This window comes from Gordonibacter sp. An230, assembly GCF_002159915.1.
GTDB lineage: Bacteria > Actinomycetota > Coriobacteriia > Coriobacteriales > Eggerthellaceae > Rubneribacter.
In genome coordinates this window covers 1-19,998 of record NZ_NFJP01000042.1, presented here as the reverse complement: position 1 = coordinate 19,998, position 19,998 = coordinate 1, and the positions used below count along the sequence as shown (strand labels likewise).

Genomic DNA, 19,998 nt, shown 5'->3' with positions numbered 1-19,998 from the left:
CCCCCCCCCCCCCCCCCCCCCCCCCCCCCCCCCCCCCCCCCCCCCCCCCCCCCCCCCCCCCCCCCCCCCCCCCCCCGAAGGAACGAATGCGGACACTCCACAATTCCGTCAAGGCTTCGCAGGCCGGCACGTGCGAAGCCGAAGCCGCCGGAGCGAATGCGGACGCCGGAGCGAATGCAAGACGCGCCACCTGCGGCGGGAGGAAATCGGCCAAGCGACGACGCAGCTCCATGTTCCCTGACCGGCGGCGGGCACGACGACGGCGCAGCAAGACAGAAATCGAGCGCGAGACGGAAATCAGGGCCGCTCCGCATCCGGATCCTCGGCAAGCAGCAAGTCGAACATCTCCTGGCGTCCATGCACGTTCAGCTTGGCGTAGATATGGGATATGTGCGTTTTCACCGTGCCCTCCGACAGCACGAGCTCTTCGCTGATGAACGCCCGCGAGCGCCCTTGCGCGAGCATCATGAACACCTCTGTCTCGCGCGGGGACAGCCCGGCGCGCTCGGCTATCTCGCCACGACGGTCGACGATCAGCTCGGCGGGATTTTCGGAGCGCTCCCTTCCCCCACCGCGATCTGTCAGCCAGATGACCAAGATCACCAAAGCAAGCGCAACCAGAAGGATGATGCCGCTGTTCGCCACGCCCAAATCGAAGAAGCACGCCACCCACACGATGGACACCACGTCGTAAAACCCCGCCGCCAAGCCCACCGTGCGAAACAGGGAAGCGCCTTTCAGGCGAATCGCGGTGACGGTCAGCGTCCAGAACAGCGCATGGGTCAAGGCCTCCACCGACGTAATGAGAACTTCCGAGACGGCAGAGGCGAGCCCTTGCCACTGCGGGGTGAGGGCCGACACGAAAAACGCGATGACCACCACGAGGAACGCAGGCATAAATCGTCGGTTGAGATGAATCTTGACGCGCTTGACCAGCACCGCGTACGAAAGCGCCACGAGCACGGCCACCACGCCCACCGTGCCCACGGCAGCGAGCGCCGCGCCTGAGAACTGGTGGAGCGGGTCGCCAAAGAAGCCCAGCGGCGTGAGCACGCGCGTCGTGGCCACCGCCAACGCGGCCACAAGAACTTGCGGAACCACATATCGATACGGGGCCGGCGAACCGGACGCAGGCCGCCACTCGTCATGCTCCACGCGCGTGCAGGGGCCCTTTTCTGCCGCGCTGGCCAACGCAGCTATGGCAAACGGCAACGCAATGGCAAGTCCCACTTGGGTCGACTCCGAAAGCACACCTGTGAGCACCTGCACGAGGACGGTCTTCAATGCCAGGCTTGCCACGATGCCGCCGATGGCGCACGACATGTTCTGTGTCTCAGCCAAAATGCCGCAGAACAGGCAGGTGAACCATGTGTATCCGGCTCCCGCCACCACAATGCCTAGAAGCGCGACCGTCTCCGGCTGAAAAAACACCTGCTGCGGAGCAACCGCGAACGCCATCGTGCCAAACGAAGCCGCCAAAGGCACGCAGAAGAACAGGATGCGTCGAGCGCGTTCGAACCTGCCGGGGCACACCGCCATGGCCGCAGCGAGAAGCAGCAGGCCCGTCAACCAGTAAATACGCATATTTCCAAGTCCGGTCAATCCCGAATACGACTGGGCGAACCCTGCGGAATGGCCGAACAAGTCGGCCCAGGCAGCCAGCAAAGCCCAACCCACAGCCACCAAGCACGCAACGCGATAACGTCTCAAAGAGTCCAAGTCGGCCCCTCCCCTCCTCCTAACGCTTCCCAACGTTTTTCGGAGGCATCATCATACACCGGACGAGGCCAGACGCAACATCATCCGTTTTGGGGATGACCTCCATTAGCAAGAATCTCCCTTTTCGACGATAGCCAGAACCGGTGCAAGCGAGGATGATCGATGCGTTGTCATCCGATTCACCGCCAAGCAAGGAGGGACCATGAGCAACGACAAACCGTACGAGACCCAGGACGAGCGAGAAAAGCCCTCTCTCGGCCACGGCGTCGGGCAGACGCGCCGCGGGTTCATGAAGACCGCTGGAATGGCGCTTGCGGGCGCAGCCGCTATTGGACTGGCCGGGTGCGCTCCGTCCGGTGGCTCGAGCAAAAGCGCGAGCACATCCGCGGACGGAACATGGGACGAGGAGTTCGACGTGATCGTGGTGGGCGGCGGTATCGCCGGCCAGGCCGCCGCGCTAACCGTCGCCACCGAGGGGAACGGCGCAACGTGCCTGCTCATCGAGAAAGGCTCCACGCCCAGCGGCAACAGCCCGTTCTGTAAAGGAGACGCCATCTGGACGAACGACGTACCCACCTTCGCCTCGTACCTGAAAGAGCTCGCCCACGGCACGACGCCCGACGACGTGATCGACGCCTACGCGGAGGGCCTTGGCTGGGTGTACGACTGGGTCATCGAGCTGGGAGCCAACAAAGATGAGATGAGCATCACCGAGCCCGCGACCGATCCGGAGGGGCAGAACGCCGAGTACCACGAGTTGGAGAACTCGTACGCGTTCGGATACTTCGCCATCGGCAAGAACAAGGACGTGGAGGTGAAAGGGCCCAACCATGTGCAGGTGTTCCTGGAGCAAGCGGTTGCGCAGCACGACGACGTCGTGGACTATCGCACGAGCACGCCGCTCGTCGACCTTGTCCAAGACCCTGAAACCGGCGCCGTGACGGGCGTGATCGCAGGCGAGAAGGACCAGAAGCGCATCCGCGCCAAGCGCGGCGTCATCATGTGCCTGGGAGGATTCGAGCACAATCCCGAGATGATGCAGAACTACCTGGGCCAGGGCGCCGCCGTTCCAGCTGCCGGATCGATGAACACCGGCGACGGGCATCGAATCTGCGCGCGTCTCGGTGCCGACTTCTGGCATATGAACAACGTGGCCGGGTTCTGGATGGCCGGACGCGACCTCGAGAACACCTCGTACACGAACCCGCCCATTTACAAGCCCGCTCCCAAGGGCTTCGGTATTACCGTCGGCATCAACGGACGCCGCTTCTACATGGACTGGGACGGCTACAACGTGCGCGAGAAGTACCCCTACCTCTCGGACATGACCGTGCACGTTGGCTCGCGCCACGGCCACATGCAGTTCGGCGGCGAATGGCCCCACATGCCTATGCCCTCGAAGGCGTGGTTCGTGTTCGACTCCGAAGGGCTTGCGAAGGGCGCCATCCCGCCTTCCGACGACGGCTCCACGCCCGACTCCAAAGGCTACGCGTATGCGGCCAACACCATCGAGGAGCTGGCCGCCCTCATGGAAGTGCCGGTCGAGGAGCTGACGACCACGGTGAGCCAGTGGAACGAATGCTGCGCCAACGGAAAGGACGTGTACTTCCATCGTCCTGAAAGCACGCTCGTGCCGGTGCAGACCCCGCCGTTCTACGCGCAGCTGTGCGCTCCGTCGTTCCTCAACACCGACGGCGGTCCCGTGCGCAGCGCCAAGGGCGAGATCCTCGATTACGACGGCAACCCCATCCCCGGCCTGTACTCGGCCGGCGAGTTCGGCTCCATCTGGGGCCACTACTACGAGGGCGGTGGCAACGTAGCCGAGTGCCTGGTGTTCGGGCGCATCTCGGCGCAAAGCGCCCTTGCGAACGCGGTCGAATAGCGCCGCGCCCCATCGACAATGGACGACCCCGCGACGCGCCTCCCCCCTCCCCGGCGATGTCGCAATGGCACGCTCGCCGGAAAGCGCTGCTTTCCGGCGAGCGCTGCTTTCCGCAAGAAGGAGTTATCGCCCCGAGCGAGGCGGTGCAGACGAGAAGCCGAAAAGCCGCGCAATGCCGAAAGGGCACAGAAGAGCGCAAGCGTGTTTCCCAGACTCGGGAGTGTCTCCTATAGCATAAATTTGCAATTATGAACGATTTTTCATGGACGAAGGAAATCATCGCCAGAGAAACGCCAGTTCACGATTTTTAAAACACTCGAAAATCGTTCATAAATGCAAATTTATGCTATCGAGATTTGACGGGAACCGCGGCAGGCGGGGACCGCACACAGGAAGACCATGGCACGGGAGGACTGCGGCGAAGGGGGAAGCCCGGCAGGAGGGAATCGCGGCACGAGAAACCGCAGCAGACGGGAATCCGGCAGGAGGGAATCGCGGCACAGGGCGATCACGGCAGACGGAAATCGCGGCGAAAAAAAGTCCGGCAGACAAACACCGCGGCGCAGGCTCTTGGGGAGAACCGCCATAATCGTTGCTGAGGAAGCCCCCTTCCCTGCATACTAACGGCGCCCCAGCAACTCGCTTCGCAAGTCGAGGTTGACGCGGGTGAATTCGGGGTCCTTGTAGCGCAGCTGCTTTCCGAGGCGATGAGCCACCACATGCGCGATGCCGTTGAGGCCCCCACCGTCGTCGAGCTGCCACTTCGTCACAGTGACCACGGCGATGCCCATCGACAGCAGCGCATCGCGGCGCATGGAATCTTTCGACATCTGGCCGGGATCGGCATGCTTGCCGCCGTCGTACTCGACGTCGAGCATGGCGTCGGGCCAGAACAGATCGCACACAAGGTAGTTCCTCCCCGAAATGCGCCGGGCGCGCCTGGTCAAGTCGATTCGGCGATTCAGCAAGGGCATCTCGATGCCGTAGCCACCCAGCGCGTACGGCAGGCACAGAAGCATCGTCAGCGTGGTCTCCCGCGGGGAGGCGGAACCGTTCGCGACGTAGCGTAGCGCGCGAGCCGCCTTGCGCTTCCCATGCACGCGACCGAGGGAGGCGACGTACGAGGCAAGCTTGTCCACGCTGGTCAGCGGCATGCATTCGCGCACGTCGCCGTCCGCCGCATCGTACGTCCCGCACAGCTCGAAGCCCAGCTCGATAAGCCTTGCCAACGAGAAAACGGTGGCCATCTGGACAAAGGTCAACTCGGGCGAGCACACACAGAACCCATTGCAGCTGTCGAGGACGGATCCGGGAGGAAGCGGGCCGCCTTGCACATGGCTGACCGCTTCTCGCGACGAACGGCGAGCCGCGTCGTTCGACACCAGCACGTGAAGCGGGCGCTTCAGCCACCAAGGGCCGGGTTCGGCAAGCGACCCCTTCTTTGGCGGCGCATCCAGCAACGGGCGCGCATCCTGCACGAAGCGAAAGCTTCGCGAACCGATGCGCACCGATCTCCAGTACTCCAACGCTGACGTATGGCTCAGAACGGGTTCCATGCTCCCATCATAGAGCCTGCGCACGTTTTCAGGAAGAATATGGAAGTACGAATTTGCATTTATGAACGGTTTTTGAGCTCAAAGATAACTCCATTTCCACAAAATACCAGGTGATAATTCTTCCATCTACAAAAAATCGTTCATAAATGCAAATTCGTACTGGCGAGATCGTTGACCTATGTTAAACCAAGATTGGCATAGGCCAGATCGGTCTGCCGAGCGAGACACCGCCGGTGCCGCAAGAGGCCCCTCCCGTTGGGAAGGGACCTTCCGAGAAGCCCGGCCAGGATAAGCTCGGCTCAGGGATCAGCGAACATGAATTCATATCAGCCTTTTTAGCAGGGACAATTGCTGCCGAGTACGGAAGGGAAGAGAGACGCAGGGAAGAAACTTCGAAGAAGCTGCCACGGATGATGCCGCAGAAGATCCTTCGCCCCACGTCTAACAACCCCGCGAGACGTCGACCGCAATTTTAATAGTAGCGATAGTACGCGGCGCAGCTGCCCTCGCTCGACACCATGCAGGGACCAACCGGGTTCTCCGGCGTGCAGACCGTGCGGAAGAGCGGGCACTCGCTCGGCGCCATGATGCCACGCAGCACGTCCCCGCAACGGCAGCCCTTCGGATCCTGCGTGGGCTCCACTTCGGGCTGGAAGCGGCGCACGGCGTCGAAGCACGCGAATTCTTCCCGAATGCGATAGCCCGAGCCGTCGATGCGCCCGAGGCCGCGCCAGATGGCGGGGCACGTCTCGAACACCTCGTCGATGGCGGCCAGCGCGGTGGGATTGCCCTGCGGCATGACGCCGCGCGCATAGGCGATCTCGATCTCCGCACGGCCCTCGTGCAGCTGGCGCATGATCATCGCGATGCCTTGCAGCACGTCCACCGGCTCGAAACCTGTGATCACGCCGGGGATGCCGTACTTCTTCGCCAAGAACTCGTACGGCGCGGCGCCGATGATGGTGCTCACATGGCCGGGAAGGATGAGCGCGTCCAGCTTGAGCTGCGGGTCGTTTATGATGGCCTCCAGCGCACCCGGCATGTTCTTGTGCGCGGCGAACACGGTGAAGTTCTTCAAACCGGTCGCGGCGGCGCGCTTGATGGCCATCGCCACGAGCGGCGTGGTGGTCTCGAAGCCCACGCCCACGAACACGATCTCGCGTTCCGGATGCTGGGCCGCCAGCGTGAGCGCGTCGAGCGGCGAGTACACGATCTGCACGCTGCGGCCGGCCGCCTGCTCCTTCAGGAGGCTTGACGTGGAACCCGGCACGCGCGTCATGTCGCCGAACGTGGCGATGGTGACGTTCGGGATGCGCGCGAGGGCGATGACCGTGTCGATGTCGCGGTTCGAGGTCACGCACACGGGGCAGCCAGGACCGCTCGCCAAGCGCGTCCCCTGCGGCATGAGGTTGCGGATACCGTTGCGCGCGATGGCGACGGTGTGCGTGCCGCACACCTCCATGAGCGTGGCGCCGTCTGCGGGGGCCAGCTTGCCTATGGATTCGATGAGCCCGCGCGCTAGCTGCGGATCCTTGAACGCCGCAAGCTCCCGCTGCATCTCGGCGGCGTCCACCGCGCGCGCCTCGTGCAGAGGGGCGGCGGAATGGGAGGCTGCGGAGCGCTCCGCAGCCGAGGCTGCGTGATGGGAGGCATCAGCGGCAATAGGAGGAGCCGCGAAAGAGGAAGCCGCAGGATGCTTCGCGGCGATGGGAACGGCTGCGACAGCGACGGAGGCGACGACGGGGGTGGCAGCGACGGAGGCTGCGGCAGCGGAGGCTGGAACGACAGCGGTGCCGTCGGCTGCCGCGGCGGCAGCAACAGCATTGCCGGCAACAGCACCGCCCGCGCCGGCGGAATGAGAGGCGGAGGAAGCGGCGGCAGAATGCTTTGCGACGCCGGCAGAAGCCGCAGCCGCGGCGGCGGAAGCGGCAGGGGCGGTGACTACCGCGCCGTCCGCACTAGCGCTGTCAGACGCTGCAGCAACGGCGCCATCCGCACTGACGGCGCTACCGACTGCAGCACCGTCCGCATCAGAAGCAGAACGGGCGGAGGAAGCGGCGGAGACGATGCGGCCCTCGACAGGAGCAGGATGGGCAGGATGGACGGCAGATGTTTCACGTGAAACATCTGTTCCCTCTCCGGCTTTCATGACCCTTTCCGCACGCACATGCAGCGCCTTCGCGATAGGCTCCGCTTCGGGTAGGTCGGAACCGTGCATCTGCCCGCCGCGCACGCGCCGTGCACCTGCATCGGACTCGACCGCGCTCATCGGGCCGTCTCCTCTCCGAGGGGCATCTCGTCTCCTGCCAGCTCGGGGAACTGGGTTATGAGGTCGATCGTCTCCTTCGCGTAGTCAGGATCCACCACCTCAATGGAGAATCCGGCGTGCACCAGCACGAAATCCCCCACGCCAGCCTGCGGCGTGAGATCGAGCGCGATATCGCGCATCACGCCCAGGATATCGACGGTCGCCAAGTGGTCGTCTTTCATCTCGATGATCTTCGCGGGTATGGCCAAGCACATGGTTCATGCCTTCTTTCGAATTGCGGCGCGGCTTTGCGACAGCGCGCGCCTCACGCGTCGCCCTTGACGACGCCCTCTCCGTTCGCTGCCCATGCTACCACAGCTTGGCCGAACGAAATGCAGCCGTCGTTGGGCGGCAGATCGCGGTTGATGGCCACCGTGAATCCCGCGGCCTCAAGCGCAACGAGCGAGTGCTCCAACAGATAGCGGTTCATGAACACGCCGCCGGAAAGCACCACCGTCTCGATGCCATACATGGCGCGCACGAGCTCAGCCGCCGTTACGATGGCCTGGACGAACGCATCGTGGAAGCGACGGGCGATAGCGGAAATGGGCACATCAGCCGCCAGATCGTCGAGCAATGCGGCGAACGTAGGGGCCGCATCGAACAAAACGACGGACGTGTCCTGCGCGGTGCTCGAAGCGGTTGCGGTGTTTTTGAGAACGGCGACACCGTAACGTTCGGATGCCGCGGCGCCTCCCCCTTCCCCCCGTTCGGCACCGCATGCTTCATGCGAAACATGCGCTTGCCCGCTGCTGGAAGAATCACGATGGGCGGCATCGGGGCAAACGGCGCAGGCCGACTCCGACAGCCGCCCCGCCGACGGAGCGCCAATGGCCGCCTCCAAGAGGATGGCGGGTTCGCCTTCGTACGCAGGCTCGGTGCAGATGCCGAGAAGCGCGCTGGCTGCGTCGAACAATCGCCCGACCGACGAAGTCTGGGGGGTGTTGATGCCGCGCTCGATCATCTGGTCGCACACAGCCGCCTGCTCGCCAAGCCCCTCGAGCGCGCGCGCCGCGCCAGGATGATCGAGCAGGTCGAACGCCCACAGCGCCCCGTAGGCCATGCGCAGCGGATGCCGCACCGCGGCTGCACCGCCGGGCATGGGCACATAGGCGAAGTTGGCGAACCGCTCGAACGCCGTACGGTTCGCCAACAGCACTTCCCCACCCCAGATGGCGCCGTCCACACCGTAGCCCGTACCGTCGAACGCGATGCCGCACACAGGACCGTCCAGGCCGTGCTCCGCCATCGCCGACACGACGTGCGCATGATGATGCTGCACCTCCACAAGAGGCAGCCCGCATTCGCTGCTGCGCTCGCGCGCCCATTTCGATGCGAGGTACTCGGGATGCAGGTCGCAAGCGAGCAAGGTCGGCGAGATCTCGAACAGCGCCTCGTAGCGACCTTTGGCCGCGAGCCAAGCATCGTACGTCTCGGCGTTCTCCATGTCGCCGATATGCTGCGACACGAACGCCTCGGCGTCGCGCGTGAGCGTGAACGTGTTCTTTTGCTCGGAGCCTGCAGCGAAAACGGAAGGGATGGCGCCAACTGACGCGCCCTCCCCCGATGCTGCGCCGGTTCCGGCGCCCCCTGCTGCCGCGCCCCCTTTTGCCGCGACCTTCGCTGAGGTGCGAGAAGCGCAGGCGGGGACGCGGGACGATTCCGCAGCGCATTCGGAGAAAGCGGCGAAATCGGCGCCATCGAGAGCAGACGCACCGGAGGCCGCCCCGCGCGCATCGCAAGAAGAACCGTCGAAGGAGGGGACGCCAAAAGCCTCCCCCTTCCCTTCGCCCTCGCCTTCGCGCGCAAGGGCGTCGGGGGCACGGTCGCACGAGGAGGAACCAACGGCGGCAGAAGGCGCAAGGGGAAGGGGGAGGGGGGCGTATCCGCGAGCGCGGCGGATGAACTGCACGGCCGTGCCCGAACCGCCGGCGGAGACGACGCGCACGACCGAATCGTCATAGCGCGTACGAATGGCGCGGTTATGGCCGAGAAACGCGTCGGCGATGTCGAACAGCTCCCCATAGGCGCGCTCGTCGTCGACGACGATAGGCTCGTCGTGCATGTTCCCCGAAGTCATCACGAGCATCGGAACCAAATTGCATCCCCGCTCCTTCGCCGCATCGGCGAAGTCGCGCAGGAGCAGGTGCTGCATCGGCGTGTAGGGCAGCATGACGCCTAGCTCCGGCAGGTCGTCGGCAAGACCGGGGGCGAACGTCGCGTCCGGGCGTTTGCGCAAAAGAACGATGGGGCGCTGCGTCCCCGTGAGCACGCCAGCTTCCGCCTCGCCCACCTCGCACACCCTCCGCACGTCATCGAGCGAGGCAGCCATCACGGCGAACGCCTTTCCCTCGCGCCGCTTGCGCGCGCGCAGCTTCGCCACCGCCTCGGGATTATTCGCGTCGCACACAAGATGAAAGCCGCCGAGCCCCTTCATCGCCACGATGCCACCCGCCGCCAAGAGCTCAACGGCGCGCGCGAAGATCGCGTCGCTCTCTTGGCGTGTCGCGCCCCAGGATGTCGGGCCGAGCGGCGCCGACGCGTCGCCTCCTTCATGCTCGCGCCAACTCACATGCGGACCGCACGCGAAGCACGCGTTGGGCTGGGCATGGAAGCGACGATCGAGCGGGTCGCCGTACTCTGAGGCGCAAAGCTCGCACAAGGGGAAATCGCTCATGGACGTGCTGGCGCGATCATAGGGCAGCTTCTCGATGATGGTGAAGCGAGGACCGCAGTTCGTACAGTTGATGAACGGATAGCGATAACGACGGTCGTTCGGGTCGAACAACTCTCGCACGCAATCGTCGCACGTGGCGAGGTCGGGGGACACGAGCGTGGTCTTCTCCACGGCCGCCCCGTCGGAAAAGCGGATCTCGAACGAATCGAAGCCTTCGAGCGGCACCTCTTTGAGCGAGATCTCCTCGACACGTGCGGCGGCGGGCGCATTCTCGGACAACTCGAGCACGAACTCGTCGAGCAGCTTGCCCTCCCCTTCCGCATGGATGAACACGCCGTCGGCGGCGTTGAGCACCCAACCGTCCACGAGGCACTTCTTCGCCGCACGATAGACGAAGGGGCGGAACCCCACCCCTTGGACGATGCCCTTCACCTGGATGTCGAGCGCTTCGATCATTCCGAGCCTCCGCTTCGCCTTCAACCTGCAAGGGCGGCCTTTCGACCGCCCTCTCCCGTTTCGCTTCGCGTGGCGCCGCCCCGTTGCGCTCCAAGCCGCCACGCCGCCACACGCCACCTTGTGCCGAACCGCAGCACCGCCGCAACGGCTACCGCACCATCGTGCAGCCGCGCCGCGCACAGCCGTCCTCGTGCCGTCGCACAGCCGCCCTTCCTACCCGCCGAGCCGTCGCACGCACCGTTGCGCCAAGCCGCCACGCAGCTCGGCTTTCGCCTCGCGATCGCTAGCGCGCCGACGCCTCGAGCTCTTCGAGGATCCCCATGATCGCCTCTGCCAGCAGGCGCAACGTCACACCCGAGTTGTCAGGCAGGTGCAAATGCACGCAGCGGCGACCGCAATCGGCCAACGTCACGAGATCGCCGGACGCCTGCGCCTTCGCAAGCGACCCGAGGCTCTCGGCCTCTTGGCCGAGCGGGATGTCCTTCAGCTCGTCGGCCGACAGTATGAGGAACACGCCGCAGTTCGGTCCGCCCTTGTGCAGCTGACCCGTCGAATGCAGGTAACGCGGGCCGACCTCCAGGCAGGACACCACGCCGCGCTTATCGGCCACACCGTGACGGATCGTCTCGAGCGCTTCGCGTCGGCCCTCGCCGGTAAACGGAAGAAACGCGTTGAGCGCGAAGAAGTCGCCTGGCTGAATGCTGCTCAAGAGCGCCCTGAGCGCGCCGCGCACGTCCGTGCAGTCCTTGAAGCACGGCGACAGGCGCACCTCCGCCTCTCCCATATGCACGCCCCCGAGGAAGTCCTGCACGAAGTCGGGCTCGGGCTGGCCGTCACGCAGGATGGCGAGCACGGCCTCTTTCGCCGATGCCACGTCGGGCTGATCGAACGGGCAGACGCGCATGAGATAGCCGCACATGGCGATGGCGTACTCCCACATCACGAAATGCTCGGCCAGCTCCATAACGGAGTCAATCTTGAAGTTCGCGCGCGGAATGGTGGGGTCAATGTAGGACAGGCTCATCTCGAAGTTACGACGCTCGTCCCACAGGTTGTTCTGCGTCTGGTACACGATGACGCTGCGATCACCGGGATCCTTCGTAAGCAGCAGCGAGTCCACCTCGATGTTCGGCAGGATGCCCTGACCGTCTTTGCCCAGGCTCTCGGCAACCAGCTGCTCGATCCACAAACCCAGTACGCGGCCGCGCTTCTGCGTGAGGAACGAGAACTTGTTGCGACCTTGCAGGTAGTTGTCGTACAGGAACGAGGCCAGGCCGATGGCCGGGTTGTCGATGGCGTCCTCGCTGCACTGGCGCTCGGCCTTCACGGCATGTTCCATGAACTCGCGCAAATCGACGCCCACGAGCGCAGCCGGCAGCAGGCCGAACACCGACAGGGCTGAGAACCGCCCGCCCACGGACGGTTCGCCGGAAAACACCGCGCCCCACCCCTCCTCGCGAGCTTGGCGCTCGAGCTCGGAGCCGGGATCGGTGACGGCCACCAGGTGCTTGACCAGCTCCTCGGGCGGAATGCGATCGGCCACGGCATCGCGCACGGCGCGCAGGGCCAAGCGCGGCTCGATGGTGCTGCCGCTTTTCGAGGAGATGATGAACAGCGTGGTTTCGGGCTTCACTTCGGCCAAGATGGCGCGCACGCGCACCGGGGAGTCGGAGTCGAGCGTCTTGAACGTGATCTTCGACGAGTCGGGCTTGTTGTACTTCGTGATGGTCATCGGCGCTTGAGTGGAGCCGCCCTGCCCGATGAGCACGACGGTTTTCAGCCCTTGCTCGATGATGGAATCGGCGAACGCCTGTATCTTCTCGAGCGGGTAGGGAGGATTGCTGGCGAGATCCGTCCACCCCATGAACCGCTCGGCGCACGCGCGCGCCTCGTCGGAGAAGCCGTACAGGCTCGCGTCCCTGCCGTGGAGGCGGCTGGCAACGCACTCTTTCACGAGCGTCTTGGCGGAAGGATACAGTTTTTCCATATCACCAGACAGCATGGACACCTTCTTTCTGCGTAAGTTTTCTCATTCTAGCAAACGCGTGCGAAGCGCGCCCGCGCCGGCCGCATCCTTGTGATGGAGTTGTGAACGAAGACGGGGGAAGCGCGGGGGGACGCCAACCGCATCTGCGGAAAGACCGGCAACGCTTGGTAAGAGAGATGGGAGAAGCAGGGGTTGGCTGCAAGCGAAAAGGGCTTATTAGCTGAAAAACAACGCTGTTAAGATCAAGATGCAGAGCAAGAGGCGCAACACGCGAAAGGCAGCGTGCGACGAGATATGCGCAGCAGGCCGACCTGGCCGATGCGATCCCGCCTCAACATAGACAGGAGCCGCATGCCGATGCCGAAAACGCCCCTCGGCGCTCGTCGGCTATCGCCGCCCTCAACGCACAGCGGCCCGCTCCGAAGAGCGGGCCGCCTTCACGCGAGACAGCGTACGCCTACAGCCCCAGCGCCTTCTTAAGGGCCGAAACGCGGCGGCGCGAAACGGGAATCTTCTCGTCCACGCCGTTGAGCGTGAGCAGCAAAGTGCCGCCCGACACCGATTCGATCTCCTCCACCATGGACAGGTTCACCAGATAGCCGCGGTGCACACGGAAAAACCCGTGGCCGTCGAGGCGTTTTTCCAGCTGGGCAAGGCTCACCGTGGAGAAATAACGATCCGCATCGGTTTGCAGGTACGCGTAATCGTCGCGCGCCATGACGAAGCGGATCTTGTCGATGCCGATGAGAATCTTCTTGCCGCCCTTTTCGACGGGAATGCGCTCGGACTTCTGCGCCTGCACGTGCAGCGAAACATGCTCGCACACGCGCGCGATAGCCTGAGCCAGCCGCTCGGTCTCAACCGGCTTCACCAAGTAGTCGATGGCGTTCACCTTGAACGCGTCGAGCGCGAACTCGCTGTAAGCCGTCACGAAGACGACGGCCGGAGGGAACTTGAGGTGCTGAAGCGCCTCTGCTAGCTGCAGGCCGGTGGCCTCGGGCATGTTCACGTCGAGGAACATCACGTCGCAGGGATATTCCTTCAGCTTCTCGATGGCCTCGCGCACGCTGGCAGCTTCGGCGACAACCTCGGTCTGCCCCAGCTCGTCGAGCAGGAACTTCAGTTCCGAGCGCGCGGGAGCCTCGTCGTCGACGATCATCGCTTTCAACACCAGGGCCTCCTCGCTTCGAACGCTTGCAATCAGTACCGCGGCTGTATTATACGGCATCGAGACCTACCCACGCGCAAAAGCCCGAAGTTCGGAAGAATCCTTCGCCGGAAGGAATGAGGAAGTTGCGGACGGAGTCGCCCGGACGCCGCACCCGACCGTATCGTACGAGATCGCACGGCGGGAGAAAACGAGCGGGCAACGCGGCGCGAGGCCAAGGATGCCGGCCCGGAAAGGCGACCTGGAAAAGGACGCACGCCCGGGAGACGGAGCGGCGAACGCAGAGCCCGCAGCCCCGAAAGCCGAAGTGCACGCATGGCGCTCGACGCGTCAAAGCTTCGTCGACGGCGCTAAGCGCGCGCAAGATAGCAGTCGCGCAAGGAGGCCCGCCGATCATCCGTCATGCGAAGGGCGTCGCGCAGATAAGCGTCGAGATCGCCGAAGACGCGCTCTGCAGCCGCGAACGCCGCTTCGAGAAAACGGGGGTCGGCAGAGTTGAGCACGCGAATGCTCTCGTCGAGCCCCCTGGACAATCCATGCGCAGCCAACGCGTCCGCAACGCCTTGCGCATGCGACGCCACATAATGGTTGGTGGCCAGGTAGTCGGCCATGACGGCATCGCGCGAGACGCCGAGCGCATGCAGAAGCAGCGCCGTCGCCAAGCCGGCGCGGTCCTTCCCCACCGTGCAGTGCCATAGAACGGCCCCCTCTTTCGAGCCGGCGGCCAGCACATCGTCGAAGAATCGGGCGTAGCCGCGCTGACTGCCCTCGTCGAGGACCAAGCGCTCGTACACGCCTTCCATGACGCCGGCCGGATCCTTTTTGAGTGCGCGCAGGGCCCTGAACGCGCCCAGAAAACCGCCCTCGCGCGTGATTCCGAGCGTAGCCGTGTTGAGCACCGGATCGCTCACGAAACGCACGCCCGTCATGGCCCCCTCGGGGTCGGGGCGCTCGCGGCGCTCCTCCTCCGTGCGCAGGTCGATGACCGTGCGCACGCGGCAATCGTCGAGCAGCGTGCGAAGGTCGCGCTCGGTGGCGCGGTCGAGGGAGCCGGAGCGAATGAGCCGTCCGGGCGCGACGATGCGGCCGTCGGAGGCGGGGATACCGCCAAGGTCGCGCGTGTTGGGCAGGCCTTCGAGCGCGATGCGGCCGCCAAAGGCGCCTTCGGGCCCCTCGGCGTCGGCAACGGGGGGCATCGAGATGGCATCGGAAGAAACATCGACCATGGATCAGAACCTTTCGCAACAAAGCGGCGAGCGTCTTGCAACGAAAACGGGCGATGGGCTCTCCATCGCTTTGTGCCGCAAAGCAGCATCGAGCCGCCGAACCGCCCGACGAGGACCCCGGAGCCCTCCCCCATCGGACCGCGGAGGCAGACGCCCCGCCCTCGCCGCACGACCGCGCCAAGGCGCGCAGGCGAAACCGCGGAAGCAGGGGTCGGCAGAAGCGGCAAGAACCCGACGCGCCCGCACCTACCGCAAATCGAGCCTCATAAGCTTGTCGAGGGTGAGCACGTAGATCCTGAACGCCTGCTTGAGCAGCTCCTCGCTCACGCCCTCGTCGGGGCCGTGCATGAGGCCCACCCAGGCGGGATCCTCGACCCATGGCTTCTCGGGTCCGAAGCTCGCGCCACACGAGAACTTGCGCGCGTACGTGCCGCCGCCCATCGTGAACGGCTTGGCATCCTCGCCCGTGGCCTCGTTGTAGGCGTTGAGCAGCGCTTGGATCACCGGGCTGTCCGGCTCCACGAGAAACGGCGGCATCACGTGCGCCTCACCGAGCGATCCGCCGACCCCTTCAACGAGCCGTCCGAGGCGCGCAGCGATCTCGTCGGCCGTGATGGAAGTGGGATAGCGGCTGTCGAGCGTCTGCACGAACCGGTCGTTCTCCATCTTGATGGTACCGCCGACCACGGTGAGCGGCCCGAAGTGCTCGTCCTCGCACGCGATGCCGAGGCCGCTGCCGTCGGTGTGGGCGAGCAGCTTCTGATCGAGCTCGAAGAAGGCCCGCTCGTCGGGAGAGCACAGATCGTTGGCCAAGAGGTAGTCCACGATGAGGCCGATGGCGTTCACGCCCGTCTCGGGCAGCGAGGCGTGCGCGCCCTTGCCCGAAGCGGTGATGCGGGCGCGGCCCTGGCCGTCGGCGACGATGGAAAGGCGCTCGGCGGCAGGCAGGGTGGCGGCGTCGGCCCTCACCACGGCCTCGGCGATGCCGGGCACCGCGTTCGTGGCCGCACCGCCCGTGAACGAGACCACCACGCGCTCGCCCTCGGGGATGATCTTGCTGGAGAACGAGCCGCTGTAGCCTCCCTTTTCGCCGTAGCACACGGGGAATTCGGCATCGGGAGTAAACAGGAAGGCCGGATCGTCGTAGCGCTCGCGATAATAGGCCACGTCGGCCATGCCGGTCTCCTCGTTCGCACCGAACAGGAAGCGCAGCGTGTAGGGGAAGCGCGGTGCCTCGCCCGCGTCCTGCATGTCCTTCCAGAACTTCATGGCGTGCAGGGCCACCACGCTGGGGCCTTTATCGTCGATCACGCCGCGGCCGACGAGGTAGCCGTCTTTGCGGGTGACGTCGTACGGCTCGAACGTCCAACCGGGGCCGGCTGGCACCACATCCATGTGGCCGATGATGCCAAGCTGCGTGTCGGATGCGCCGGGAAAGTCGGCGTAGCCGATGTAACCGTCCACATCGCACGTCTGAAACCCCATGTCAGCCGCCATATGGAGCGCCGCCGAAAGCGCCTTGCGCGGACCGGGGCCAAACGGCGCTCCCTCGGACGCCTTGTCCAGCTCCTCGAAGCTGGGGATGCGCGCGAGGGTGGCGATGTCCTCCACCATGGCATCCCAATGAGCCTCGAGATAGGCGTCGATCTTTCCAGTTAGCTCTTCGTGCTCCATAGGTGCCTCCCTGCTCTCGGATACGCGTGCGTTTCGGCCTATTATGCGTCATCGAGCACCGATGCGCCAGATGGACGGAACATAAACGGAACTGTGTCGATCGTCTGCCGTTTTCCCTCGCATCGCGCTCGGACCCCCTTTCCCCGCGATCTCACGGTCGACTTATATGATAGTGTTCCAATTATATAAAGCTTTGGTAGCGAAACGAGGAGAAGATCCGCATGAGCATCGTCGCAAACCGCTCAACGGCCGCCCTGTACCAGAACATGCTGCGAGAAGGATGCGACAGCATCGCAACCTTGAAGTCCGCAGAGAAGGTCTACGACGACAACACCGCTGCAGATCAGGGAAGATACGACGCCTTTTCCGCGTTGCGCACGACGTCCCTCTCAGGCCTCGACCAATTCCGTGACGACATCGCCAAGATCGAGCAGGTAATCCAAGCCTTCGAGGATACCGACCACAGCGCGGCATCCTCCATCCGGGCAACCCGGTGAGAGCCGACCGACAGGAGGACGATCCATGCACGAACTCGAACGAGCCCTCGAACGCCACCAGCGCGCGATCGCAGCCCTCGAGCGAGAGCAAGATGCCCAGCGCGAAAAACTGCTCGAGATAGAGGATGCCTCGCACTTGAAATCGTGGGTGGACGGCAACGCGCGCGCCATCGTCGAGACACTTGCGGAATCATGCCCACCCGAAGACCGCTGGCACCTCGAGAACGCGGAATCCAACCTGAGGTTCGCCTCATCCGAAACGGACGAGCGCCTTGGCGAGCAGGCTGCGCGCGCACGGACCGAGATAGCGCGCATCGACCGGAGGATAGACGAAGCCCACGACGCATGGAGCCGGAAGTGCCGCGCGCTGGAAGCGCGTGGCGAGAAGCGCTCCGACGCGGATTGGAAGTGGTGACCCATGGGAATAGAGATACGCCCGGCCGAAGCAAGCCGCCAAGCAGCAAACGACACCCAAGCGTTGCGGCAGCTGCGCGAAGACGCCATAGATAGGAGGAGCGCCTGCATCGCATTCTCGCAGGAAGTCGTCTTGCAAGGAAAAGCATGGGACTCGATCAAGCGGCATTTCGGAGAAGCGTGGGCAGCGTGGTGGCTCGCTGTGGCGAACGCGGCCGAAGAGCTCGAAGGGATGAACGATCGCCTCGAAAACGCCGCCTCGTCCTACTGGGGCGGCGCGGGGCGCGTGAGCGAGCAGCAGCTGATCGAGCAGCAGAACAGCATACGCTCCACGATATACGAACTCGAGGGGCACCTCGGCGCGCGACTGTCGCCAAGGTACCTCGATTCTCTGCGCGATTTGGACGAGTACACGGGAAACCGTCTGTCGAAGGTGTACGACTACTGCGCCGAGACCAACGGGCTGTACTCCTCGGCCGCCCTCGACATTGTGCGTACAGGACTGTCTTACCTGACCACAGCTCAGTTTAATCCCGAAAGCGGATTCTCGTACCAGCAGAGCGCGGCATGGATGGCCAACGCCGAGCGCGCGTTCTACGGCACCACGAAGGCCGCATTCGTCAAGCTCCAAAAGGAGCGGTTCGGGTTCGACGACGAGACGGCCGAAAGCCTGTGGACCGTGTACAGCGGGCTGCGCAACCAGCTGCCGAACGCGACGCAGCAGCAGCTGGACTGGCTGTACCTGCGCCTGATAGGCGGGCTTTCCTACAGCGGATCGCAATGGGATATAGTGGCGGGTGAAGCCCTGATCATAATCCAAAAAATCGCCAACCCCGAAAGCGATGTGGTGTACGGAGTGAAAGAGGAAGTGGTGTTCTCCTTCCTAGGGCTGTCCGCGGCGGAGTATCGCAGACTGCGTTACAACGTGAGGCTGCAGAACCAGATGACGGGCGGGAAGAAAGACGAACTCGACTGGAAGAACGACCCGTCAAAAAGAGACGCCTTCTTCGCTTCCTACAAGGAGGCCTACGGCGAGAATGCCTCGCTCGAGGAGTTCGAACGCTTCTGGAACGCGCGCCTCGACGTCTGGGCAGGGGGCGGCCGGGCCGACTTCGCCCACCACTGCATCACCCTCGCCACCGGCTTGGTAACCTCCCTCGACTTCCACAGCTCTTTTATCGACCTTTGCTTCTCGGGCGGCAGCGGCGAGCGCGAGGACGCGTCAGGCTGGCTCGGGGACGCCACGATCATCCAAAAGAGGGACGATCATCGAGGCTACGAGCACACCTCCCTCGGCAACGACGACTACCTGGCCGACCTCGACGCTGACAACATCCTCCATTTCATGAAGGACGGCTCGCTGGGGTACCAGGAGGCGGCCGAACGCTACTTCAGCGGAATCGAGGCCGGGGAGTGGACCCGCGCGGAGCTGTTCCTGCAAAACAACGGCGGCTACGAGGCCGTGGTTGACAAGGTGTTCGAGAACGTCCAGAACCCCGACCTCGCCGTGAACATCCAAACCGGCTGGAAGAAGGGGCCGAACGTCCCTTCCGGAAGCGGCCTCTCCACTGCCGACAAGGTGGCCTACCTCGAGTCCGAGCCGTGCTTCGAAGACACCGCGGCGTTCCTGAAGGCCCTCAAGGAGAACCGCCATGAGCTCTGAGAGGAAGGCCCGGCGCGCCGCGTCGGCCGCGCTCGCCCTGTCGCTGGCCGCGGCGCTGCTGTACGGGGGCTACGGGGCGTGGGCCTGCTGGCTGCGCGACCGCAACGTCTTCGACGAGTTCCTCTACGGGAGGCAGGCAGACTTCCTCCCCGACAGCCTCTACAAGGGGCTGCTGAGCAGGAAGTGGGCCCCCGAGGGGTTCTGCGGGGCCGAGGACAAGCTGGCCGTCAAGATGGAGGACGACGCCAGGGAGTGGTGGCTGTACTACTGCGGCGGCGAGTGGGAAGGGGGCTCCATACGGATATCGCTCAAGGAGAGGACCGTGCACTTCACGCTCTCGCGCGCCGTCGAGGGCCTCGACGGCGCGACCTACGAGGTCGCCCCCTACTGGGGCTACGACGCGGGGGAGGGGGCGCTGTCGCTCGAGGAGACGTGGTACCTCGCGCAGGACGGCTCCCCCTTCGGAACGCAGATATCCGAGGGGGAGTTCCTCGAGGCGACGGGCTGGACGCGGGAGGACGTGGAGGAGTGGGCCGAGTGGACCATGTGGGGGTTCTTCCTCCCGGGGTACTTCGAGCGCAACGGATGGAAGAGCCGCTTCTCCGAGGGCGACCTGGGAGAGCTGCGCGTGGAGGCCCCCTGGCTGGGAGGGGGCGGAGATGAGGGCTGAGGGGAGGGCCCGGCGCGCCGCGTCGGCCGCGCTCGCCCTGTCGCTGGCCGCGGCGCTGCTGTACGGGGGCTACGGGGCGTGGGCCTGCTGGCTGCGCGACC

At 64.6% G+C, this 19,998-nt stretch carries 14 protein-coding genes; 5 read left to right on the top strand and 9 right to left on the bottom strand.

Annotated elements, in window-relative coordinates; translation table 11 throughout:
- Window positions 1–297: 297 nt before the first annotated feature.
- Entirely contained in the window at window positions 298–1,719 is a 1,422-nt protein-coding gene (locus B5F40_RS14940; RefSeq protein ID WP_087195069.1) for a helix-turn-helix transcriptional regulator, read from the bottom strand.
- A 202-nt stretch (window positions 1,720–1,921) separates the two neighbouring features.
- On the opposite strand from B5F40_RS14940, the gene B5F40_RS14935 reads away from it, so the two are divergent.
- Window positions 1,922–3,601, top strand: a complete 1,680-nt coding sequence (locus tag B5F40_RS14935; RefSeq protein ID WP_087195068.1) for an FAD-dependent oxidoreductase — start codon at window positions 1,922–1,924, stop codon at window positions 3,599–3,601.
- A gap of 620 nt (window positions 3,602–4,221) precedes the next feature.
- Here B5F40_RS14935 and B5F40_RS14930 read toward each other — a convergent pair.
- The 8 genes from B5F40_RS14930 to B5F40_RS14895 form a co-directional block, all read right to left on the bottom strand.
- Window positions 4,222–5,157 (bottom strand): hypothetical protein, encoded by a 936-nt coding sequence (locus tag B5F40_RS14930; protein ID WP_140396529.1) that lies wholly within the window; start codon window positions 5,155–5,157, stop codon window positions 4,222–4,224.
- A gap of 472 nt (window positions 5,158–5,629) precedes the next feature.
- A complete protein-coding gene (gene hypD / locus B5F40_RS14925; RefSeq protein ID WP_087195070.1) occupies window positions 5,630–6,715 on the bottom strand; it encodes a hydrogenase formation protein HypD in 1,086 nt (361 codons plus the stop codon).
- Between the two features lie 707 nt (window positions 6,716–7,422).
- A complete protein-coding gene (locus B5F40_RS14920; protein WP_087195066.1) occupies window positions 7,423–7,680 on the bottom strand; it encodes a HypC/HybG/HupF family hydrogenase formation chaperone in 258 nt (85 codons plus the stop codon).
- A gap of 50 nt (window positions 7,681–7,730) precedes the next feature.
- A complete protein-coding gene (locus B5F40_RS16770; protein ID WP_087195065.1) occupies window positions 7,731–10,598 on the bottom strand; it encodes a carbamoyltransferase HypF in 2,868 nt (955 codons plus the stop codon).
- Window positions 10,599–10,881: 283 nt separating this feature from the next.
- Window positions 10,882–12,600 (bottom strand): glucose-6-phosphate isomerase, encoded by a 1,719-nt coding sequence (locus B5F40_RS14910; RefSeq protein ID WP_087195064.1) that lies wholly within the window; start codon window positions 12,598–12,600, stop codon window positions 10,882–10,884.
- Window positions 12,601–13,042: 442 nt separating this feature from the next.
- Window positions 13,043–13,756: a LytR/AlgR family response regulator transcription factor gene (locus B5F40_RS14905; protein WP_087195063.1), complete on the bottom strand. Its 714-nt coding sequence runs from the start codon at window positions 13,754–13,756 to the stop codon at window positions 13,043–13,045.
- A 347-nt stretch (window positions 13,757–14,103) separates the two neighbouring features.
- The gene (locus B5F40_RS14900) at window positions 14,104–14,979 is read right to left on the bottom strand and encodes a tyrosine-protein phosphatase (protein ID WP_087195062.1); all 876 of its coding nucleotides are present in this window, start codon (window positions 14,977–14,979) and stop codon (window positions 14,104–14,106) included.
- 246 nt (window positions 14,980–15,225) lie between these two features.
- Entirely contained in the window at window positions 15,226–16,653 is a 1,428-nt protein-coding gene (locus tag B5F40_RS14895) for a Sapep family Mn(2+)-dependent dipeptidase (protein WP_087195061.1), read from the bottom strand.
- 221 nt (window positions 16,654–16,874) lie between these two features.
- On the opposite strand from B5F40_RS14895, the gene B5F40_RS14890 reads away from it, so the two are divergent.
- The 4 genes from B5F40_RS14890 to B5F40_RS14875 are packed head-to-tail and all read left to right on the top strand — an operon-like array spanning window position 16,875 to window position 19,897.
- Complete coding sequence (locus B5F40_RS14890) at window positions 16,875–17,150, top strand: hypothetical protein (RefSeq protein WP_087195060.1); 276 nt, start codon at window positions 16,875–16,877, stop codon at window positions 17,148–17,150.
- Between the two features lie 25 nt (window positions 17,151–17,175).
- Complete coding sequence (locus B5F40_RS14885) at window positions 17,176–17,565, top strand: hypothetical protein (RefSeq protein ID WP_087195059.1); 390 nt, start codon at window positions 17,176–17,178, stop codon at window positions 17,563–17,565.
- Window positions 17,566–17,568: 3 nt separating this feature from the next.
- Complete coding sequence (locus tag B5F40_RS14880) at window positions 17,569–19,227, top strand: hypothetical protein (RefSeq protein WP_140396528.1); 1,659 nt, start codon at window positions 17,569–17,571, stop codon at window positions 19,225–19,227.
- On the top strand, window positions 19,217–19,897 hold the full coding sequence (locus B5F40_RS14875; RefSeq protein ID WP_087195057.1) for a hypothetical protein: 681 nt from the start codon (window positions 19,217–19,219) through the stop codon (window positions 19,895–19,897). Before B5F40_RS14880 ends, B5F40_RS14875 begins: the two co-directional genes overlap by 11 nt.
- Window positions 19,898–19,998: the final 101 nt, after the last annotated feature.